The sequence below is a fragment of the Rhizobium sp. WSM4643 genome (assembly GCF_025152745.1).
GTDB classification, from domain to species: domain Bacteria; phylum Pseudomonadota; class Alphaproteobacteria; order Rhizobiales; family Rhizobiaceae; genus Rhizobium; species Rhizobium leguminosarum_I.
This window is the reverse complement of record NZ_CP104040.1, coordinates 1,631,632-1,650,770: the sequence shown is the minus strand read 5'-3', so window position 1 is coordinate 1,650,770 and position 19,139 is coordinate 1,631,632. Positions and strand designations below refer to the sequence as shown.

Below are 19,139 nucleotides of genomic sequence, written 5' to 3'. Positions count from 1 at the left end.
CGACAAATTAATATTCTGGGACGAATGGCGGGGCTTGCATGCGGCGGATAACACTTGATGACGTGGCAAATCTTGCCGGGGTCAGCCCGATCACGGTTTCGAGGGTGCTGCGCAAGCCCGATGCGGTCTCGCCAGGCCTGCGGCTGCGCGTCGATGCCGCCGTCAAGGAACTCGGCTATGTGCCGAATATTGCCGCGAGCCGCCTCGCCTCCTCGCGCACGCATGCGATCGGCGTCATCGTTCCGACCCTCTACAACGTTATCTTCGCGGAATATCTGTTTGCGCTTCACGAGGTGCTGGTCGCCGCCGGCTTCCAGGTGATCGTCGTCAACAGCCGCTATTCCGAGATCGAGGAGGAAAACGCCATCAAGGCATTACTCGGGCAAAGGGTGGAGGCGATCATCATCGCCGGCACTCATCACACGCCGCTCTCGCGTCAGCTTCTCGCCCAGGCTCGTCTGCCCGTTGTCGAGACCTTCGAGCTTTCTCCAAACCCGATCGACCTCAACATCGGCATGTCGCAGGAGCATGCCGGGCAGACGGCGACGCAGCACCTGATCGAACGGGGTTTCCGCCGGATCGCCTTCCTGACCGGCAATCTCGACCACCGCGCCCAGTCGCGTTTCGACGGCTACCGGCTGGCGATGCAGGAGGCGGAGCTGCTGAATCTGGAGATCATCGCCGAGAGGCCACGCCATAGCTACGTGGCACTCGGCTCCGACCTCTTCGCCATGACGCATGAACGTGGCGACCTGCCAGAGGCGATCTTCTGCACTGACGACAATCTGGCGCTCGGTGCCATGCAGGAATGCCGCAAACGCGGCATCCGTGTGCCCGATGACATCTCGATCATCGGATTTCACGACCTGGAATTCGCCGCCTGCGCCGCACCCTCCCTCTCCTCGATCGCGACTAGGCGTTTCGAAACCGGAAAACTCGCGGCCGAAAGGGTGCTTGCCGCGTTGAATTCCTCCGTGGTATCGAGGTCCGAGCAGATCGACCTCGGCTTTGCCTTGATTCCGCGCGAAAGCACGGCAATCTGATCATATATTGTGCATACTTAGTTTTTGCACACTTATCAGGCTGGCGCGCTTGCCAAAATTGCTGCAGTGCGTCATGAATAGAACAATGACGCATCTCGATCTGACAATTCTGGTGATCGACGAAAATGCCATTCGCGCCTCCATCATCGAAGAAGGACTGCGCGAGGCAGGGCATACGCGCGTCACCGTGGTCCATGAGGTCAACGGCATCGCGCGAATCATCGAAACGCTGATGCCCGACGTGATCATCATCGATATCGAAAATCCCAACCGCGACATGATGGAGCACCTGTTCCAGCTGACGCGCACGGTCAGCCGTCCGATCGCCATGTTCGTCGATCGCTCCGACACAGCCTCGATCGAGGCAGCTGTCGATGCCGGCGTCTCGGCCTATATCGTCGACGGATTGAAGAAGGAACGCGTCAAACCAATCCTCGACATGGCCGTCAGCCGCTTCAATGCCTTCAACCGGCTACGGCGGGAGCTTGCCGATGCCCGCTCCGCGCTCGAGGAACGCAAGCTCATCGAGCGCGCCAAGGGCATATTGATGAAGATGCGCGGCCTGTCGGAGGAAGAGGCTTTCGCCCTGCTGCGCCAGACAGCGATGAACGAAAAGAAGAAGATGTCGGAAATCGCCCAGAGCGTCGTCACTGCCGCGGGGCTGTTGATGTAATGGCCGACCTGATGAATTTCCGGAGGAAACCGGAGTGGACATGATGACAACGACCTCCAGCTCCGGCGGCGACATGCCCTCGCCCGTGCGGGTGAACAACGAAGGGCCGAAAGTACTGCGGGCCGGTTTCATTCCGCTCGTCGATGCATCGGTGCTGATTGCGGCGGCGGAATTCGGCTTCGCGCGGAAGGAAGGCCTGACGCTCGATCTCGTCAAGGACGTCTCCTGGGCGAATGTGCGCGACCGCCTGGCATTCCGCCAGTTCGACATTGCCCACATGCTGTCGCCGATGCCGGTGGCCTCCATGCTCGGTCTCGGCTCCAATCCCTCGCCGACGATCACGCCGTTTTCGCTGGGGCGCGGCGGCAATGCGATTACGCTGTCGACGCGGCTCTTCGACAGGATGCGCGATGACGCGGAATTGCAGGAAACGGCAAGCGCGCTCGACAATGCCCGCGCCCTGGCAAAAACATTGGCGGCAATGAGGGCGCGCGGCGAGCCGCTGCCGACTTTCGGGGTCACCTATCCCTTCTCCTCGCACAATTACGAATTCCGCTACTGGCTGGCAGCCGGCGGCATCGATCCCGACAAGGACGTCAAGCTTGTCGTGGTGCCGCCGCCCATGACTTCGGATGCACTTGCAGCCGGTGCGATCGACGGTTTCTGCGTCGGCGCGCCGTGGAACATGGTCGCTTCGGAGCGCGGCGTCGGCCGCATCGTCGCCGCCAAGCAGGACATCTGGCCGTCGGCGCCGGAAAAGGTAATCGGCATGCGGCCGGACTGGGCGGAAAGCCATCCGGAAACCGTTTCCCGGCTGATCGTGGCACTCGACGCGGCAGCCCGCTGGTGCGACCGGCCGGAAAATCACGACGCGCTGGCGGCAGCTCTTGCCGACCCGCGCTATATCGCTGCCCCCGTCGAGATCATTCGCCGTGTACTCGCCGGCGAATTCAGCCTCGACGCAAAAGGCAACCGCCGCATCATCACCGATTATTTCATGTTCCATTCCGGCTTCGCCAATTATCCCCGGCCAAGCCATGCGCTGTGGATTTACAGCCAGATGATCCGCTGGGGACAGGCCGAGGTCAGCCTCAACATGGCAAGGGCCGCAGCATCCGCCTACCGCCCGGATCTCTATCGCACGGCTCTCGGTGACGACAACGCACCCGAAGATGCCGATATCCGCATCGAAGGCGGTGACGAGGGCGACCGTTTCATGGACGGCCACGTCTTCGACCCCGCGAGGCTGCCGGACTATGTCGCAGGTTTTGCCGTCAAAAGCGCCCTCCCCTTCGTTTGTAACGACGAGGTATAACCGATGCCGGCCTGCACAAAACGCCAGCACGCATCTGCCCGCCTCACGACAAGCGCACAAAATATTTGCATGGCTGGGCGGCGGCCCGAAAAACAAGCAGCCGACGTATTTCATAAAACGTCATTTATATTCAGTGGCTTGCATGATTGACACCAAACTGGCACGCAGTTTGCATCGCCTTTATTGCACCGGTCAATGGCGATCAGCGCAGCAAGAGTGTGCAATAGACGCTCACGGAAGACACAGAGATTACTCTTCAGATTGAAGAGGTAGGTTTTAGCCTGAGCAATCTGGCCTAAGGATTGCGTCCAGGCAAATGGGCCAGAAGGCCACATATTCGGCGTCCAACGGCGGGCGCCACCAGCAAAGCCGCTGATCAGGATATTTCGCGCACCTCGTGTATGCGCGTCCTGACCAGCGGCTTTTTGTTTTAACCCTCAGCGATGGATCGGCACGACCTTGTCGGGCCCCGGAGAAGTTATGTCTGTCATCGAGAAAGCACAACCCATGTCGGCCGGCGAACCAGCCAAGGCATTGTGGATCTCCACTGTAGCCTTCACCCTCTGTTTTGCCGTGTGGACGATCTTCGCGATCATCGGCATTCGCATCAAGCAGGATCTCGGGCTGAACGAGGCCGAGTTCGGGTTGCTGGTCGGCACCCCCGTCCTTACCGGTTCGCTCGTGCGCATCGTTCTTGGCATCTGGACCGGGCGCTACGGCGGCCGTCTCGTTTACACGCTCACCATGCTGGCCGCCGCATTGGCGACCTTCCTGCTCTCCTACGCCCAGACTTATACGCAAATGTTGATCGCCGGGCTCGGCGTCGGCCTCGCCGGCGGCTCCTTTGCGGTCGGTGTCGCCTATGTCTCGCCTTTCTTCCCCGCGGAAAAGCAGGGAACCGCGCTCGGCATCTTCGGTGCCGGCAATGTCGGCGCGGCTGTGACCAAATTCGCCGCCCCCTTCGTGTTGCTCGCATGGGGCTGGCAGGCGGTTGCCGAGATCTGGGCCGTCTGTCTGGCACTGATGGCAATCGTCTTCTGGTTCACCACGACCGATGATCCGGCCTACCGTCTCCGCCGCGAACGCCGCGCCGCCACCAAGAGTTTTGCCGAGGAATTCGCGCCGCTGCAGAACGTTCAGGTCTGGCGCTTTTCACTCTACTATTTCTTCGCCTTCGGAGGCTTCGTCGCCCTGTCGCTGTGGCTGCCGCGCTACCTGGTCGGCGTCTATGGCTTCAACCTGGAAACTGCCGGCATGATCGCGGCCGCCTACTCCATCCCGGGCAGCATCTTCCGCGCCTTCGGCGGCGTACTGTCGGACAAGAAAGGCGCCCGCAGCGTGATGTACACGATGCTTGCCGTGTCGGCCGTCGCCACCCTCATTCTTTCGCTGCCGGCTGCTTCTGGGACCGGGACGAGTCCCGCGTTCGGCATCACCCCCGTCATCTTCATCGTCGTCATCTTCGTGCTCGGATTCTTCATGAGCCTCGGCAAGGCTGCCGTCTACAAGCACATTCCGGCCTACTACCCCGAAAACGTCGGCGCCGTCGGCGGCATCGTCGGGATGATGGGCGGTCTTGGCGGCTTCATCCTTCCGATCGCCTTTGGCCTCCTCAAGGACATGACCGGCCTTTGGTCCAGCTGTTTCCTGCTGCTCTTTGCAATCGTTGTGATCTCTCTCATCTGGATGCACCTGTCCGTCAAGCAACTGTCGCGCCAAGGGCACTCGGCGCCCGTGGCTGCAACCTGATCCAAGGACCTGGAAATATGACCGAAAAACTTGTCATCATCGGCAATGGCATGGCGCCCGGGCGCATGCTGGAGCACCTCTTCGAGCAGGCGCCGGGTCGCTATGAAGTTACGATCTTCAATGCCGAGCCGCGCGTCAATTACGACCGCATCATGCTGTCGCCGGTTCTCTCAGGAGAAAAGGACTACGAGCAGATCATCATTCACGGCGACGGCTGGTACATCAAGCATGGCATCATGCTCTACAAGGGCCACAAGATCGTCAACATCGATCGCGCCGCAAAGACCGTGACCTCCGACCACGGCGTCACCGAAAGCTACGACAAGCTGGTGATCGCAACCGGTTCCGTGCCCTTCATCATTCCCGTTCCCGGCAAGGATCTGCCCGGCGTCATCACCTATCGCGATCTCGACGACGTGCAGGCGATGCTGCTTGCCGCTCAGTCGCGCGAAAAGGCTGTCGTCATCGGCGGCGGCCTGCTTGGCCTCGAAGCAGCGGCCGGCCTTGCCCAGCGCGGCATGGACGTCACCGTGCTGCATGTCATGCCGACACTGATGGAGCGCCAGCTCGACCCCGCCGCCGGCTATCTGCTGCAGAAGGCAGTCGAGGAGCGCGGCATCAAGGTCATCTGCAAGGCCAATACCAAGGCGATCGTCGGGAATGGCAAGGTCGAGGGCATCGAACTTGACGACGGCCGCATCATCCCGGCAACGCTGGTCGTGATGGCCGTCGGCATTCGCCCCAGCGTCGGTCTGGCGAAAGACGCCGGCCTTGCCGTCAACCGCGGCATCGTCGTCGATTCCGGCATGCAGACCTCGGATGGCGATATTCTTGCACTCGGCGAGTGCGCCGAAGTCGGCGGCATGGTCTATGGCCTTGTTGCGCCGCTCTATGAAATGGCCCGTATCGCCGCCTCGCATCTCTCCGGCGATCGCTCGCCTTCCTTCGTTCATGCGGATACGCCGACCAAGCTCAAGGTCACCGGCATCGAGCTTTATTCACTCGGCGATTTCGCCGACGGCGACGACCGCGAGGAGATCGTGCTGCGCGATGCCAGCGCCGGCGTCTACAAGCGCTTGGTGCTGAAAGACAACAAGATCATCGGCACCGTGCTTTACGGCGAGACCGCCGACGGCGCCTGGTTCAATGACCTGAAAAAGAAGGCAACCGATATTTCGGAGATGCGCGAGACGCTGATCTTCGGACAGGCCTATCAGGGAGGGTCGCCGCTGGACCCTATGGCGGCCGTTGCAGCCTTGCCGGATGACGCGGAGATCTGTGGCTGCAACGGCGTATGCAAGGGCAAAATTACCTCGACGATTTCAGGCAAGGGGTTGACCTCGCTCGACGACGTGCGCGCCCACACGAAGGCATCCGCCTCCTGCGGCTCCTGCACCGGCCTCGTCGAACAACTCATGGCGCTGACGCTCGGCGACAGCTACAATCCGGCTGCGGTCCAGCCGATGTGCACCTGCACCGAACTCGGTCATGACGACGTTCGCCGGCTGATCAAGGCCAAGGGCCTGAAAAGCATCCCTGCCGTCATGCAGGAGCTCGAGTGGAAGACCTCCTGCGGCTGCGCCAAATGTCGGCCGGCGCTCAACTATTACCTCGTCTGCGACTGGCCGGATGAATATGCCGACGACTACCAGTCGCGGTTCATCAATGAGCGCGTGCACGCCAACATCCAGAAGGACGGTACCTACTCCGTCGTTCCACGCATGTGGGGCGGCGTCACCAATTCGAACGAGCTGCGCGCCATCGCCGATGTCGTCGACAAGTTCGAGATCCCAATGGTGAAGGTCACCGGCGGCCAGCGCATTGACCTGCTCGGCATCGAAAAGGAAGACCTACCCGCCGTCTGGGCCGACCTCGGCAAGGCCGGCTTCGTCTCCGGCCAGGCTTATGCCAAGGGTCTGCGGACCGTGAAGACCTGTGTCGGCTCGGACTGGTGTCGCTTCGGCACGCAGGATTCCACCGGCCTCGGTATCCGGATCGAAAGGTTCATGTGGGGCTCCTGGACGCCGGCCAAGTTGAAGATGGCCGTCTCCGGCTGCCCGCGCAACTGCGCGGAAGCAACCTGCAAGGACATCGGCGTGATCTGCGTGGATTCCGGCTTCGAGATCCATTTCGCCGGCGCGGCCGGTCTCGACATCAAGGGCACGGAGGTCCTTGGGCTTGTCCGAACCGAGGATGAGGCACTGGAGCATATCGTGGCCCTGACGCAAATGTACCGCGAGCAGGCCCGTTATCTCGAGCGCATCTACAAATGGGCAAAGCGCATCGGCCTGGAAGAAATTCGCCGCCAGATCATGGGGGATGCCGAAAAGCGCAAAGCCTATTACGACCGCTTCGTCTTCTCCCAGAAATTTGCCCAGGTCGATCCCTGGTCGGAGCGTGTTTCCGGCAAGGACAAGCATGAGTTCAAGCCGATGGCGACAATCGGCTATCCCCAGGCTGCAGAATAAGGAGATGGACATGAACTGGCCCAATGAAAACTGGCATCCAATCGGTGACATCTCCGACATCCCGCTGCGCGGGGCGCGCTGCGTGAAGACGCCGCAGGGCAAGATCGCCGTCTTCCGCACGGCCGAAAACGAGGTCTTCGCCATCGAGGATCATTGCCCGCACAAGGGCGGCCCGCTCTCCCAGGGCATCGTCCATGCCAAGTCAGTTACCTGCCCGCTGCACAACTGGGTGATCTCACTGGAAACCGGCAAAGCGCTCGGCGCCGACGAAGGCGAAGTCCGGACGATACCGGTGCTGAACGAAGACGGCAGGCTGTTCATCGCCGTGGAAAGCCTGATGATGGCGGCGGAATAGATGGCGGTTGAGGTCAAGACCACCTGTCCCTATTGCGGTGTCGGCTGCGGCGTTCTCGCCTCGGTCGACGAGGCAGGCGCAGTCAGCGTCAAAGGAGATCCGGAGCATCCGTCGAATTTCGGCCGGCTCTGCTCGAAGGGTTCAGCCCTCGCCGAAACCATCGATCTCGATGGCCGGCTTCTCCATCCCGAAATCGAAGGCGAACGGAGCGGCTGGGACGAGGCGCTTGATCTGGTCGCCCGCCGTTTTTCTGAAACGATCGCCGAACACGGGCCTGACGCCGTTGCCTTCTACGTCTCCGGCCAGTTGCTGACCGAGGATTACTATGTCGCCAACAAGCTGATGAAGGGCTTCATCGGCTCCGGCAATATCGACACCAATTCAAGGCTCTGCATGTCGTCTTCCGTGGCGGGGCATCGCCGCGCCTTTGGCGCCGATACGGTGCCCGGGACCTATGAGGATATCGAACTTGCGGATCTGGTGGTCCTGACCGGCTCCAACCTCGCCTGGTGTCATCCCGTCATCTACCAGCGGCTTGCCGCCGCAAAGACGGCACGGCCAAACATGCGGATCGTCGTCATCGATCCGCGCCGGACGATGACCTGCGATATCGCCGACCTGCATCTCGCCATCCGTCCGGACGGCGACGTTGCGCTGTTCATGGGACTGCTTGCCCATCTCGCGACCAGTCCGGCAATCGACCAGAATTATATCGGCGCCCATACCGAAGGTTTCGGCGACGCTTTTGCGGCCGCCGCCGCGCTTGATATCAACGATCTTCTGGAACGGACCGGCCTGCCGGCCATGCAGATCAGGGAGTTCTTCCGCCTGTTCGAGACGACGCCGAAGGTCGTGACCTGCTACAGCCAGGGCGTCAACCAATCCTCCTCCGGCACAGACAAGGTCAATGCCATCCTCAACTGCCACCTGGCGACCGGCCGCATCGGCCGCCCCGGCATGGGACCGTTTTCGCTGACCGGTCAGCCGAACGCCATGGGCGGGCGCGAGGTCGGCGGTCTTGCCAATATGCTTGCCGCGCATATGGCGATCGAGAATGCCGAAGACCGGGATCGCGTGCAGCGCTTCTGGAACTCGCCCGTCATCGCCGCGAAGCCCGGCCTGAAGGCGGTCGACATGTTCCAAGCCGTGGCCGACGGACGCATCAAGGCGCTCTGGATCATGGCGACCAATCCCGTCGTCTCGATGCCGGATGCCGACAGCGTCGAAAGCGCGATCGCCGCCTGTCCCTTCGTCGTCGTCTCCGACATCCTGAAAGAGACGGATACGACCCGGCACGCAGATGTGCTTCTGCCCTCACTCGGCTGGGGCGAGAAGGACGGTACCGTCACCAATTCCGAACGGCGCATTTCAAGGCAACGACCGTTTCTCGACATCCCCGGCGATGCAAGGGCCGACTGGTGGCAGCTTGCGGAAGTCGGACGCCGCATGGGATTTGCCGAGGCCTTCGATTTTGATGCGCCGGCCGCAATCTTCGACGAACACGCCGCGCTTTCCGCCTTCGAAAATAACGGCAGCCGCGATTTCGACATCGGCGCGTGCGCCGGCATGAGCGGCGGCGCCTATGACGAACTGTCGCCCTTTCAGTGGCCACAGGCGGCAGGGACAGAACCAAGCATCACCCGCTTCTTCGCCGAAGGTGGTTTTTTCTACCCCGATCGCAAGGCACGCTTCGTCGCGGTCAAACCGCCCGCAACCGATCGCACCAATGCCGAGTACCCCTTTACGCTGAATACCGGGCGCATCCGCGACCAGTGGCACACGATGACGCGAACCGGAAAGAGCGCGCGGCTTTCCGCCCATATCGCCGAACCCTTTGCCGAAATCCATCCGCGCGACGCGATCGAGACCGGTATATCAAGTGCGGGCCTCGTCGAGATCGACAGCCCACACGGCAAGGTAATCGTCAGGGCGCTGGTCACCGATCGCCAGGCCCGCGGCGGCATCTTTGCGCCGATGCACTGGAACGACCAGTTCGCCGCAAGAGCACGGATCGACGCCGTGGTCGCGCCGGTAACGGACCCGATTTCCGGTCAACCGGCGTCGAAGAACGTTGCCGTCGCCGTCCGGCCGTTTCGCGCCACCCATTACGGTTTCGCCGTCTCCGCCACAAAACCTGCCACACCTGACGCCGCCTATTGGGCGCTGGCAAAAGCCGCCGGCGGCTGGCGGCTGGAGCTTGGCTTCGGCGAAAACGTCGAAGACTGGACGGCCTGGTGCCGCGCCGTTTTCGCCATTCCGGCCGAGATCGAACCGCTTGGTTATGCCGACCGGCGATCCGGCGACCTCAGGCTCGCCTTCTTCGATGGCGAGGTCCTGCTTGCGGCGCTATTTCTGGCACGCCAGCCCGTTGCCGTCGCGCGCAACTGGGCGATCTCGCAGCTTTCCGCCTCGCATGGCGACCTCAGGAAGCGCTTTGCGCTCGTTGCGGGTCGTCCCGGCGCAGGCAGGCCGGATCCAGGCGCCACCGTCTGCTCCTGCTTCAGTGTCGGGGTCAACCAGATCGCCGCTGCCGTGCGCGGCGGATGTCATAGCGTCGAGGCGGTCGGCAAGGAAACCAGCGCTGGAACCAATTGCGGCTCCTGCCGCAGCGAAATCGGCAGCATCATCGATCGCTGTCTTGCCGCAGCCGCGGAGTGAACCGCGCAAAGCAAGCAGGACGCGATCGGGGCACCTTCAGGCCGCGTTCGGGACGATCAGCATCCTGTGATCGGAGGAGATGCGGACCGAGATCTCGTCATAGGATGAGAGGGTCGGGTGCGGCGTCTCCATTTTTTGGTGATGTGTTGCCGTGATGACCATGACATCGGCACCCGCCGCCTCGCCCGCAGTGATGCCGGCTGCAACATCCTCGAACACCAGGCAATCCTGCGTGCTGACGCCGAGGCGCTCGGCGCCCAGAATATAACATTGCGGGTCGGGTTTTCCGACCTTCACGTCCTCCGCCGTTACCATGAATCTCGGCACCGGCAGGCCTGCCGCCTCCAGCCGCCGGCGAGCAAGGCGCAACGGCGAGGAGGTGACGATCGCCCAGCGATCCGGGGGCAGCGAGCTCAGGAACGTCGCGGCGCCGGGAATGGCCACGACGTCGCTGACATCGGCGATTTCGGCCTCGGTCACCAGCTTCGATTCATGTTCGGGATCAACTCCCGGCAGGTTCAGCCGGGCGATCGTGTCAATGCCGCGCGATCCATGCATCTTCGGCAAAAAAGTGGCGACGTCGAGCCCATGACGCCTTGCCCAGTCGCTCCAAACGCGCTCGGCTGCAAGGATCGAATTGAGGATAGTGCCGTCCATATCGAACAGGAAGGCGGCAGAGGGCTTCTCGAAGCCGCGGGGCATCGGCATAGGCAAAAGGCTGAATCCTTCAGGGAAAGAGTCGGACGGTGGTCGCTATCGCGATGAGACGGCAAATCATTGGGTTTTGCAAGCTTTCGGGAATGGCGATGACGCCTCCCGATCGCCTTTGCCTAGAAAGCCGCAGTACCGGAGGTGACGATCAAGTCGCAGGAAAGCCGGAGGCCGATCGGGTCGTTGCACAGGTCATCAGCACCATCGGCGAGTTCCAGTGCGGCCGAAGCATCGGAGCGCACGTAGGCCTGCGTAGCCGGATCGACGTGCATCGGAGCCGCGGTCCAGAGCGAGGGACGGCTGACGTCGAGCGCTGAAATTTTAGCCTTGTCATTCCTGACGGCGTAGGAGGAGACCACAATGCCACTCATCGTCAAGGTGAGTGCAAGTACGATCTGGAAACCGAGATCTGCGGCTTCGCGAAAGGAGATGAACATAGCGGCCTCATGCCACGGTTTTTTAGTATCTCCGCATGCAAGTAAGACATGCGCTGGCGCCGATCCAGCGACATCGCCCGTTAAGGTTTACGCATAACCATGCTGGTATGCCGCGAGGCTTGAATGCAGGTTTTTTCGGAACAATGATTCCATCAGGCAGTTACCCCTGGGTCATCCAAGATGAAAATCCAAGGAGGATATCCCATGTCTAAGTCCCTTATCGCCGTTTCGCTGCTTGCGATCGGCATGGCGTCGTCAGCCTTTGCCCAGTCGAACCCCGATCCAATCGGGCCGACGAATGGCGGCTCGACCGATCCGAGATCGGGTACCTATTCATCCGACTACACCAACGATGACAACGGCTTTCGTCCGGTACCTGTCTCGCCGGTCGATCCAATGACGACACAGAGCATTGGACGACCGCAGACGATGGAATGCCCCGGCATGCCGCAACAGATGTCCGGTGTCGACACGCGCGGCGGCCAGAGCGGCGCATCGATCAGCGAAGCCTGCCGCGAATACGACAACTAGCGACAGACTGCCGCTCTCAGAAAAGGCCGGTTCACGCCGGCCTTTTTCATGTCGCCGACACCCGCCGGAGGAAACGAGGCCGGCTTCCGTGCCCGCAATATCGATGTGCGCCAGGTCGTATTCTCGCGCCGTTGATCATTCCGCCGCATGCGGTGTCACCGGATGGCGACCCGCCAATGACGGCCGCTCCCGCCAGCCGGTCACGCGGTTCACCAGCGTGAAATAAGCGCCATAGGGGAGCAGGCGCGCCAGCTTGAGCATGGTGGTGAAGCGCTTCGGAAACGTGATCTCGAAGGCCTGAGATTTCAACCCGGCGGCAATCTCCCGGGCGGCCTCCTCCACCGATACCAGAGCCGGCATCGGAAAGGCATTCCTACGCGTCGCCGGCGTGTCGATGAAGCCCGGACTGACGAGCTGGATGCGGATGCCCATCTTGTCGAGATCGAATTTCAGGCTTTCGGCCATGTTGATCAGCGCCGCCTTGGTCGCGCCATAGGCGGCCCCCGTCGGCAAGCCGCCATAGCCGGTGACGGAGGAAACGATGGCGATCTGTCCCTGCCCTTTCGCCTTCATATGGTGGATCGCCGGCAGCAGGCAGTTGACGACGCCGGAGAGGTTGACGGCAAAGCTCTTCTCGAAATCGGCGCGGTTCAGATCCTCGGCATGAACAGGCAGGTAGACGTCGGCATTGAGGATCGCCATGGCGAGCGTGCCGTGCTCGTATTCGATCGAGGCCATGACATGTTCCATGTCCTCGGCATCGGTGACGTCGCCGTCGAGCACAATGATACTGCCCGAAAGGCCATTGGCCTCGGCTTGCAGTTCGACCAGCTTTTCGTGGCTTCTGGCGGTGACGGCGACTTTGTATCCTTCGCCGGCGAGCTTTAACGCAAGCGCCCTGCCGATGCCTGAACTTGCGCCCGAAAGCCAGACGATTCCATGTTCGGGATGGGCAATGAAATCACGCATGACATGTTCCTCCGGGCTGCCTGATCAATGCGAAAACAGGTCCGGAAGTTCCTCAACCCCTCCGGATTTACGGCTCTATCACATCATTGTGGCTGCTTTCAGCCGATCAGGTCGCCGATCATCTGACGAAAGGATCCGGTGAGCTTGACCGGTCCGTCCGAGACCGCAAAGGCGATGCACGGCCTGTCCTTTTCGGCAATCGGCCGGTGGTCGACCATCTCGTCGGCGATGGAGATGTCGCCGGGACCGAAATGGCCGCGTTCATCGTTGAAGGCGCCGTCGAGAATGAGGATCAGTTCCATGCCTTTATGGGTGTGCGCCGGCAAGGCGCGGCCAGGCCGGATCCACATCAGGCTGACCTCGCAGCCGTCCATGTCGAGCGAATATTCCTTAAAACCGGGCAACCGCCGGCGCCAGGGCACATCCTCGGCCTCGAAACCCAAGAGGGCGCGCAACGCTTGCGGAAACAGCGCGTTTTCCGGTCGCGCGGCCGTCCGTGGCGCCGGGATGGAAGACGCAGGGGAAAAGATCGCCGCAAGCCGCCCCTCGCGATCGGCAATGGCGGCTTCGGGCGCGTTTTCCAGAGCTTCGCCTGCCAGCAGCTCGAGGCTGTTCACCAGGCTGCGATTGTCCGGTTTCATTTCGAGATGAGCCTGGACCAGCACACGCGCCGGCTCGGGCAAGGAGCCGGCAACATAATGCGCCATCAATGCATCAATCGTGTCGATTTGCTCGTGAACCATGTCGGTTTCGGTCACGCCCTGTTGCCGCGCTCCGTTTTCGCTTTGTCGTCATCCGTACGGGGAAAGTCAATCTTCGGATCACCCCTCACACGACGGGATTGCGGGCTGTGCGTCATTTCGGGGGAGGAAAGCAAATTTTATCGTGTCCGCCAGAGGCGTGGAATAGCATTTCTTGCCAACTCAGCCTTGTGAAGGGAAAAGACCGTTCCTAAAGTAAGAGTTCGAATAGAGGCAGATTCCATGACCTTCCACCCTTCCGTCCTCGAAGCCATCGGCAACACGCCCCTGATCAAACTCAAGGGCGCCTCAGAGATGACCGGCTGCACCATTCTCGGCAAGGCGGAGTTCCTGAACCCCGGCCAGTCGGTAAAGGATCGCGCCGCGCTCTACATCATTCGGGACGCAGAGCGGAAGGGATTGCTTCGCCCGGGCGGCGTCATCGTCGAGGGTACGGCCGGCAATACCGGCATCGGGCTGACGCTGGTCGCCAAGGCGCTCGGTTATCGCACCGTCATCGTCATCCCGGAAACGCAGAGCCAGGAAAAGAAAGACGCCCTGAAGCTGCTCGGCGCCGAACTCGTCGAAGTGCCCGCCGTTCCCTACAAGAACCCGAACAACTACGTGAAGGTATCCGGGCGGCTGGCAGAGCAGCTGGCGAAGACCGAGCCGAACGGGGCGATCTGGGCAAACCAGTTCGACAACGTCGCCAACCGTCAGGCGCATGTCGAAACGACCGCCAGAGAAATCTGGAAAGACACCGACGGCAAGGTCGACGGGTTCATCTGCTCCGTCGGCTCCGGCGGCACGCTGGCAGGAGTGGCTGCCGGCCTCAAGGCTTTCAAGGCAGACGTCAAAATCGGCATCGCCGATCCCGACGGCGCCGCACTCTACGAATTCTACCAGAACGGCACGCTGAAATCCGAGGGATCCTCGATCACCGAGGGCATCGGCCAGGGTCGCATCACCGCCAATCTCGAGGGTTTCACGCCTGACTATGCCTACCGGATCCCGGATGCCGAAGCGCTTCCCTATCTCTTCGACCTCGTCGAGAACGAGGGCCTCTGCCTCGGCGGCTCGACAGCGATCAACATTGCCGGCGCGGTCAATCTCGCCCGGGATCTCGGACCTGGTCACACGGTGGTGACGATCCTCTGCGATTACGGCAATCGCTATCAGTCAAAACTCTTTAACCCTGATTTCCTGGCGTCGAAGGGACTGCCCGTTCCGGGCTGGATGGCCAAGTCGCCCGATATCCACGTTCCCTACGAGCCCGTGTGAGACCCTATGCCCGTCAATGCCCTCTACCGCGACGACTTCTATCTCTCGACGTGCGAAGCGATCGTCATCGCCGTTCACGAAGACGGGGGCATCGAACTGGACCAGACCTGCTTCTATGCGACATCGGGCGGCCAACCTGGCGACACCGGCCTGCTCGAACGGGCCGACGGCACCAAGATCGCGCTCGGCCAGACGAAGCATGGTCCAAGCAAAGATGTCATCATCCATGTGCCACTCGAAAACGAGCCGCGGCCCGTGGTCGGCGAGGCGCTGGTGCTGCACGTCGACTGGCCGCGCCGCTACAGGCTGATGCGCATGCACACGGCCTGCCACCTGCTTTCCGTCGTCTGCTCCTATCCGATCACCGGGGCTGCTGTCGGCGAGGAGGAAAGCCGCGTCGACTTCGACATGATCGAGACGATCGACAAGGACGCGGTGACGGCCAAGCTGATGGAACTGGTCGAGCAGAACCATCCGGTCACTCTGCAATGGATCACCGACGAGGAGCTCGTGGCCAATCCCGACATCGTCAAATCGAAGAACGTGCGCCCGCCGATGGGCCTTGGACGCGTCAGCCTCGTCTGCATCGGCGAGAACTCCTCGATTGACAGCCAACCCTGCGGCGGCACACATGTTTCCGAGACTCAGGAAGTCGGCCAGATCCATATCGCCAAAATCGAGAAGAAGGGCAAAGAGAACCGGCGCTTCCGCATCCGCTTCGGCGCGCCCGGCGACGAAGCCTGACCATCAAGGGAGACCATCATGAGTGAGACCAAGAGCCGTTTCGTCGTTTCGGCCGACTGGCTGCAGTCCGAACTCGGCAAAGCCGACCTGCGCGTGCTGGACGCCTCCTTCTATCTGCCGGCGCAGAAGCGCGATGCGGATGCCGAATATGCGGCCGGCCATATTCCCGGCGCCATCCGCTTCGATCAGGACAAGATCGCCGACCATTCCACATCGCTGCCGCACACGATCCCCTCGCCCGATTATTTCGCCGCCGAAGTCGGCCGGCTCGGCATCAGCGAGAATGATCGGATCGTCGTCTATGACGGCATCGGCCTGTTCGCCTCGCCGCGCGTCTGGTGGCTGTTCCAGGTGATGGGCGCGAAAAATGTCTTCGTGCTCGATGGCGGTCTCGACGGATGGAAGGCCGAGGGCCGTCCGCTGGAAACCGCAGCACCCAATCTTGCATCGGCGACCTTTACGCCGAATTTCGACGAAAGCCGCGTGGTGACGCTCGATAGGATGCGCGATATCGTCTCCAGCGGCGCGATGCAGATCGCCGATGCCCGCAGCGCCGGCCGCTTCGCCGCCGTCGAACCCGAGCCGCGCGCCGGCATGCGTTCCGGCCATATGCCCGGCGCCCGCAGCCTGCCCTCCGGCGTCTTTGCCAGCCAGGGCCGTTTCAAGTCGCTGCCCGAACTCAAGCAGACGATCGAGGATGCCGGCATTGATCTTTCCAAGCCTGTCGTCACCTCCTGCGGCTCGGGAATCACCGCCGCGATCATCACGCTGGCGCTAGAATCGCTCGGCCATCACGATAACAAGCTTTATGACGGCTCGTGGAGCGAATGGGGCAGCCGTGACGATACGCCCATCGTCACCGGTCCGCCGACGCCGGTCAAAGCCTGATCGCCATGGGGAAGACACCCGCTTCGCTGAAAGCTCACATCACCCGGCTCGAAATGACGGCGCCGCCGAAGGCGAGCATGCCGGTGCCCGTTAACATCCAGACGGCGATCATGCGCGCTCCCGAGATCCCATTGCCCTTCTACCGCTATCTCTACCGGCAGGTGGGTGCGCGATGGCAATGGGTGGATCGGTTGCGCATGAGCGACGAGCAGCTTGCCGAGACACTGAACGACAAGCGCAACAATATCAGCGTTCTCTACGTGAACGGCGCGCCCGCCGGCTTCTACGAATATTTCTGCGAAGACGAGGATATGATCGAGCTCAGCCATTTCGGGCTGATCGAACATGCGCTCGGTCTGGGCATCGGCAAATGGTTCCTGCTGCAGGCGCTCTATGCCATCTGGTCGCTCAATCCGAAGCGGGTCACAACCACCACCAACAATCTCGACCATCCGCGCGCGCTGCAGCTCTACCAGATGTACGGCTTCTCCCCCGTCTCGACCGGCACCGGCATCGTCCGGCCTCTCAGCGACAAGGAGCTTCTGGAGATTGCGCGGAAAAGCTGACGGCTTTTTCCCGACGTAAGTGGAGACGACTAACGCTGCGTCAGGCTGTTCGGGCGGCGCGGGTCGCTGCGGCGCTCGAAATCGAGCGTGCGGCCCGACTGTTCCTTCAGTTCCGCCACGTCCCGCCGCAGAGCCCTGAGCTCTTCCAGTATTTCCGCATTCTGTTGCGCCAGCAGCGCGAGATCGACGTCGGCCAAGGGGCTTCTCCTTTCGCCTGCAGCGTTCGCACAGAAGATACCTGGATTTTCGCTCTTCGGCGATCTCATATCGAGAAGCAGGCAAGAATCGGGTGGCTCGCGCGCTCGTCCAAGTGCATTTCATGGCAATACAAAGGAGATCTATCATGACCGCCATTCGTTTTGTTGCCATGCCGACGACCGACGCCGAACACCTCTGGAGCGGCGGCCGCGACGCCTATGACAGGCTGCCCGAGACGATCGTCTCCGATGGTCCCGGTCATCCCTGCCGCCATTGCCTTCAGAATATCGATGCCGGCGAGGAGTTGCTGGTCTTCGCCTACCGGCCCTTCCCGGAGCTGCAGCCCTATGCCGAAACCGGCCCGGTCTTCCTGCACAAGCAGCGTTGCGCACGCTACGGCGCCGAAGAGATCATACCGCCGGTGTTGACGACGAGCCGCGACTTCATCGTCCGCGGCTATAGCGAGAACGACCGCATCGTCTACGGCACCGGCGCGGTGACTGAGATCGGCGATATTCCAGCCTATGGCGAGGAGCTGCTGGCCCGGCCTGATATCGCCTATGTGCATGTGCGCTCTGCACGCAACAACTGTTTCCAGTGCCGGATCGACAAGGTAAAGGCGCCGGCCCTAGCGGAGAACGGCGCCTTCTGACCTATAGCCAGGTACTTACGCTACGTTCAGCACGCTCTCCGGCGCGAAGGCCTCGTAGCCTAGCGCTTCGGCGACCGGCTTGCTGGTGATGCGACCCTTGTGCACGTTGAGGCCGTTCCTCAGATGCCTGTCTTCGGCAATGGCGCGCAGGCCGCGGTCGGCAAGCGCCAGGCCATGAACCAATGTGGCGTTGTTGAGCGCGTGCGCCGAGGTGACCGGTACAGCGCCCGGCATATTGGCAACGCAATAATGCACGACGCCGTCGACTTCGTAAGTCGGATCGGAATGGGTCGTCGCATGCGAGGTCTCGAAGCAGCCGCCCTGGTCGATGGCGACGTCGACGATGACGGAGCCCTTCTTCATGCCGGAAAGCATCTCGCGGGTGACGAGCTTCGGAGCGGCAGCGCCTGGAATCAGCACGGCGCCGATAATGAGATCGGCCGAGAAGACTTCCTCCTCCAGCGCCTGGATGCTGGAATAACGGGTGTGAATGCGGCCTGCGAAGATATCGTCAAGCTGGCGCAGGCGCGGCAGCGACTTGTCGAGGATGCTGACATCGGCTCCGAGGCCGGCGGCCATCCTGGCGGCATGCAGGCCGACGACGCCACCGCCGATGACTGCGACCTTGGCCGGCAACACGCCGGGTACGCCGCCGAGCAGGACGCCGAGGCCGCCATTGGCCTTCTGCAGCGCGGTCGCTCCCGCCTGGATCGACAGGCGTCCGGCGACCTCCGACATCGGCGCCAGCAACGGCAGGCCGCCGCGCTCGTCAGTCACCGTCTCATAGGCGATCGCGGTGACGCCGGAGGCGATGAGACCCTTGGTCTGTTCGGGATCCGGCGCCAAATGCAGATAGGTGTAGAGGAGCTGGCCGTCACGGAGCTGCGCCCATTCGCCAGGCTGCGGCTCCTTCACCTTGACGATCATGTCGCACTTTTCGAAGATATCCTTGGCGGAGGCGGCGATCTTCGCGCCGGCCGCGGCATACGCAGCATCATCAGCGCCGATACCGACGCCTGCCTTGGTCTCCACCCAGACCTCGTGGCCGTGGGCAACATATTCTCGCACCGAAGCCGGCGTCAGGCCGACGCGATATTCATGATTCTTGATTTCCTTCGGGCAACCGACACGCATGCGCGTTCCTCTCATTTTATCTCCGCG

The 19,139-nt window shown here is 61.8% G+C and carries 19 protein-coding genes; 13 read left to right on the top strand and 6 right to left on the bottom strand.

Annotated elements, in window-relative coordinates; genetic code table 11:
- The first annotated feature begins 38 nt into the window (after nucleotides 1-38).
- The 7 genes from N1937_RS08395 to N1937_RS08365 all read left to right on the top strand — a co-directional run bounded on the left by N1937_RS08395 (nucleotide 39) and on the right by N1937_RS08365 (nucleotide 10,261).
- Nucleotides 39-1,043, top strand: a complete 1,005-nt coding sequence (locus tag N1937_RS08395) for a LacI family DNA-binding transcriptional regulator (RefSeq protein WP_170277914.1) — start codon at nucleotides 39-41, stop codon at nucleotides 1,041-1,043.
- Nucleotides 1,044-1,128: 85 nt separating this feature from the next.
- The gene (locus tag N1937_RS08390) at nucleotides 1,129-1,716 is read left to right on the top strand and encodes an ANTAR domain-containing response regulator (protein WP_162118469.1); all 588 of its coding nucleotides are present in this window, start codon (nucleotides 1,129-1,131) and stop codon (nucleotides 1,714-1,716) included.
- A gap of 34 nt (nucleotides 1,717-1,750) precedes the next feature.
- Nucleotides 1,751-3,031 (top strand): CmpA/NrtA family ABC transporter substrate-binding protein, encoded by a 1,281-nt coding sequence (locus N1937_RS08385; RefSeq protein WP_260058242.1) that lies wholly within the window; start codon nucleotides 1,751-1,753, stop codon nucleotides 3,029-3,031.
- Nucleotides 3,032-3,511: 480 nt separating this feature from the next.
- On the top strand, nucleotides 3,512-4,780 hold the full coding sequence (locus N1937_RS08380; RefSeq protein ID WP_162118435.1) for an MFS transporter: 1,269 nt from the start codon (nucleotides 3,512-3,514) through the stop codon (nucleotides 4,778-4,780).
- A 17-nt stretch (nucleotides 4,781-4,797) separates the two neighbouring features.
- Nucleotides 4,798-7,248 carry a nitrite reductase large subunit NirB gene (nirB, locus tag N1937_RS08375; protein WP_162118434.1) on the top strand — a complete coding sequence of 817 codons (2,451 nt, stop codon included), beginning with the start codon at nucleotides 4,798-4,800 and terminating at the stop codon, nucleotides 7,246-7,248.
- Nucleotides 7,249-7,252: 4 nt separating this feature from the next.
- Nucleotides 7,253-7,603: a nitrite reductase small subunit NirD gene (nirD, locus tag N1937_RS08370; RefSeq protein WP_026154121.1), complete on the top strand. Its 351-nt coding sequence runs from the start codon at nucleotides 7,253-7,255 to the stop codon at nucleotides 7,601-7,603.
- Entirely contained in the window at nucleotides 7,604-10,261 is a 2,658-nt protein-coding gene (locus N1937_RS08365) for a nitrate reductase (RefSeq protein WP_260058240.1), read from the top strand.
- A 36-nt stretch (nucleotides 10,262-10,297) separates the two neighbouring features.
- Here the strand turns inward: N1937_RS08365 and N1937_RS08360 are convergent, their stop codons facing one another.
- On the bottom strand, nucleotides 10,298-10,975 hold the full coding sequence (locus N1937_RS08360; RefSeq protein WP_260058238.1) for an HAD family hydrolase: 678 nt from the start codon (nucleotides 10,973-10,975) through the stop codon (nucleotides 10,298-10,300).
- 116 nt (nucleotides 10,976-11,091) lie between these two features.
- Nucleotides 11,092-11,409, bottom strand: a complete 318-nt coding sequence (locus tag N1937_RS08355) for a hypothetical protein (RefSeq protein WP_260058237.1) — start codon at nucleotides 11,407-11,409, stop codon at nucleotides 11,092-11,094.
- A gap of 204 nt (nucleotides 11,410-11,613) precedes the next feature.
- On the opposite strand from N1937_RS08355, the gene N1937_RS08350 reads away from it, so the two are divergent.
- On the top strand, nucleotides 11,614-11,940 hold the full coding sequence (locus tag N1937_RS08350; protein ID WP_017963997.1) for a hypothetical protein: 327 nt from the start codon (nucleotides 11,614-11,616) through the stop codon (nucleotides 11,938-11,940).
- 135 nt (nucleotides 11,941-12,075) lie between these two features.
- On the opposite strand, the gene N1937_RS08345 is transcribed toward N1937_RS08350, so the two are convergent.
- Together N1937_RS08345 and N1937_RS08340 are read right to left on the bottom strand one after the other, a co-directional pair.
- Nucleotides 12,076-12,909: an SDR family NAD(P)-dependent oxidoreductase gene (locus N1937_RS08345; protein WP_170261347.1), complete on the bottom strand. Its 834-nt coding sequence runs from the start codon at nucleotides 12,907-12,909 to the stop codon at nucleotides 12,076-12,078.
- A gap of 98 nt (nucleotides 12,910-13,007) precedes the next feature.
- Nucleotides 13,008-13,667: a ChrR family anti-sigma-E factor gene (locus N1937_RS08340; protein WP_260058236.1), complete on the bottom strand. Its 660-nt coding sequence runs from the start codon at nucleotides 13,665-13,667 to the stop codon at nucleotides 13,008-13,010.
- A gap of 225 nt (nucleotides 13,668-13,892) precedes the next feature.
- Between N1937_RS08340 and N1937_RS08335 the strand changes: the two genes are divergently transcribed.
- The 4 genes from N1937_RS08335 to N1937_RS08320 are packed head-to-tail and all read left to right on the top strand — an operon-like array spanning nucleotide 13,893 to nucleotide 17,128.
- Nucleotides 13,893-14,930 (top strand): cysteine synthase A, encoded by a 1,038-nt coding sequence (locus N1937_RS08335; protein WP_162118428.1) that lies wholly within the window; start codon nucleotides 13,893-13,895, stop codon nucleotides 14,928-14,930.
- Between the two features lie 6 nt (nucleotides 14,931-14,936).
- Entirely contained in the window at nucleotides 14,937-15,674 is a 738-nt protein-coding gene (locus N1937_RS08330; RefSeq protein WP_260058234.1) for an alanyl-tRNA editing protein, read from the top strand.
- A gap of 18 nt (nucleotides 15,675-15,692) precedes the next feature.
- Entirely contained in the window at nucleotides 15,693-16,562 is an 870-nt protein-coding gene (gene sseA / locus N1937_RS08325) for a 3-mercaptopyruvate sulfurtransferase (RefSeq protein WP_260058233.1), read from the top strand.
- A 5-nt stretch (nucleotides 16,563-16,567) separates the two neighbouring features.
- Nucleotides 16,568-17,128: a GNAT family N-acetyltransferase gene (locus N1937_RS08320; RefSeq protein ID WP_017963991.1), complete on the top strand. Its 561-nt coding sequence runs from the start codon at nucleotides 16,568-16,570 to the stop codon at nucleotides 17,126-17,128.
- 29 nt (nucleotides 17,129-17,157) lie between these two features.
- On the opposite strand, the gene N1937_RS08315 is transcribed toward N1937_RS08320, so the two are convergent.
- Entirely contained in the window at nucleotides 17,158-17,394 is a 237-nt protein-coding gene (locus N1937_RS08315) for a hypothetical protein (RefSeq protein ID WP_311202840.1), read from the bottom strand.
- Nucleotides 17,395-17,471: 77 nt separating this feature from the next.
- Between N1937_RS08315 and N1937_RS08310 the strand changes: the two genes are divergently transcribed.
- Nucleotides 17,472-17,978: a DUF1203 domain-containing protein gene (locus tag N1937_RS08310; protein ID WP_170277903.1), complete on the top strand. Its 507-nt coding sequence runs from the start codon at nucleotides 17,472-17,474 to the stop codon at nucleotides 17,976-17,978.
- A gap of 15 nt (nucleotides 17,979-17,993) precedes the next feature.
- Here the strand turns inward: N1937_RS08310 and ald are convergent, their stop codons facing one another.
- Nucleotides 17,994-19,112 (bottom strand): alanine dehydrogenase, encoded by a 1,119-nt coding sequence (ald, locus tag N1937_RS08305; protein ID WP_162118467.1) that lies wholly within the window; start codon nucleotides 19,110-19,112, stop codon nucleotides 17,994-17,996.
- Between the last annotated feature and the right edge of the window lie 27 nt (nucleotides 19,113-19,139).

Excerpts from the sequence above, each read along its gene's own strand:
- N1937_RS08320 (WP_017963991.1), top strand. The coding sequence starts at position 16,568 with ATGGGGAAGACACCCGCTTCGCTGAAAGCTCACATCACCCGGCTCGAA.
- N1937_RS08330 (WP_260058234.1), top strand. The coding sequence starts at position 14,937 with ATGCCCGTCAATGCCCTCTACCGCGACGACTTCTATCTCTCGACGTGC.
- N1937_RS08315 (WP_311202840.1), bottom strand. The coding sequence starts at position 17,394 with ATGAGATCGCCGAAGAGCGAAAATCCAGGTATCTTCTGTGCGAACGCT.
- N1937_RS08310 (WP_170277903.1), top strand. The coding sequence starts at position 17,472 with ATGACCGCCATTCGTTTTGTTGCCATGCCGACGACCGACGCCGAACAC.
- N1937_RS08365 (WP_260058240.1), top strand. The coding sequence starts at position 7,604 with ATGGCGGTTGAGGTCAAGACCACCTGTCCCTATTGCGGTGTCGGCTGC.
- sseA (WP_260058233.1), top strand. The coding sequence starts at position 15,693 with ATGAGTGAGACCAAGAGCCGTTTCGTCGTTTCGGCCGACTGGCTGCAG.
- nirD (WP_026154121.1), top strand. The coding sequence starts at position 7,253 with ATGGACATGAACTGGCCCAATGAAAACTGGCATCCAATCGGTGACATC.
- ald (WP_162118467.1), bottom strand. The coding sequence starts at position 19,112 with ATGCGTGTCGGTTGCCCGAAGGAAATCAAGAATCATGAATATCGCGTC.
- N1937_RS08345 (WP_170261347.1), bottom strand. The coding sequence starts at position 12,909 with ATGCGTGATTTCATTGCCCATCCCGAACATGGAATCGTCTGGCTTTCG.
- N1937_RS08350 (WP_017963997.1), top strand. The coding sequence starts at position 11,614 with ATGTCTAAGTCCCTTATCGCCGTTTCGCTGCTTGCGATCGGCATGGCG.
- nirB (WP_162118434.1), top strand. The coding sequence starts at position 4,798 with ATGACCGAAAAACTTGTCATCATCGGCAATGGCATGGCGCCCGGGCGC.
- N1937_RS08390 (WP_162118469.1), top strand. The coding sequence starts at position 1,129 with ATGACGCATCTCGATCTGACAATTCTGGTGATCGACGAAAATGCCATT.
- N1937_RS08395 (WP_170277914.1), top strand. The coding sequence starts at position 39 with ATGCGGCGGATAACACTTGATGACGTGGCAAATCTTGCCGGGGTCAGC.
- N1937_RS08380 (WP_162118435.1), top strand. The coding sequence starts at position 3,512 with ATGTCTGTCATCGAGAAAGCACAACCCATGTCGGCCGGCGAACCAGCC.
- N1937_RS08335 (WP_162118428.1), top strand. The coding sequence starts at position 13,893 with ATGACCTTCCACCCTTCCGTCCTCGAAGCCATCGGCAACACGCCCCTG.
- N1937_RS08355 (WP_260058237.1), bottom strand. The coding sequence starts at position 11,409 with ATGTTCATCTCCTTTCGCGAAGCCGCAGATCTCGGTTTCCAGATCGTA.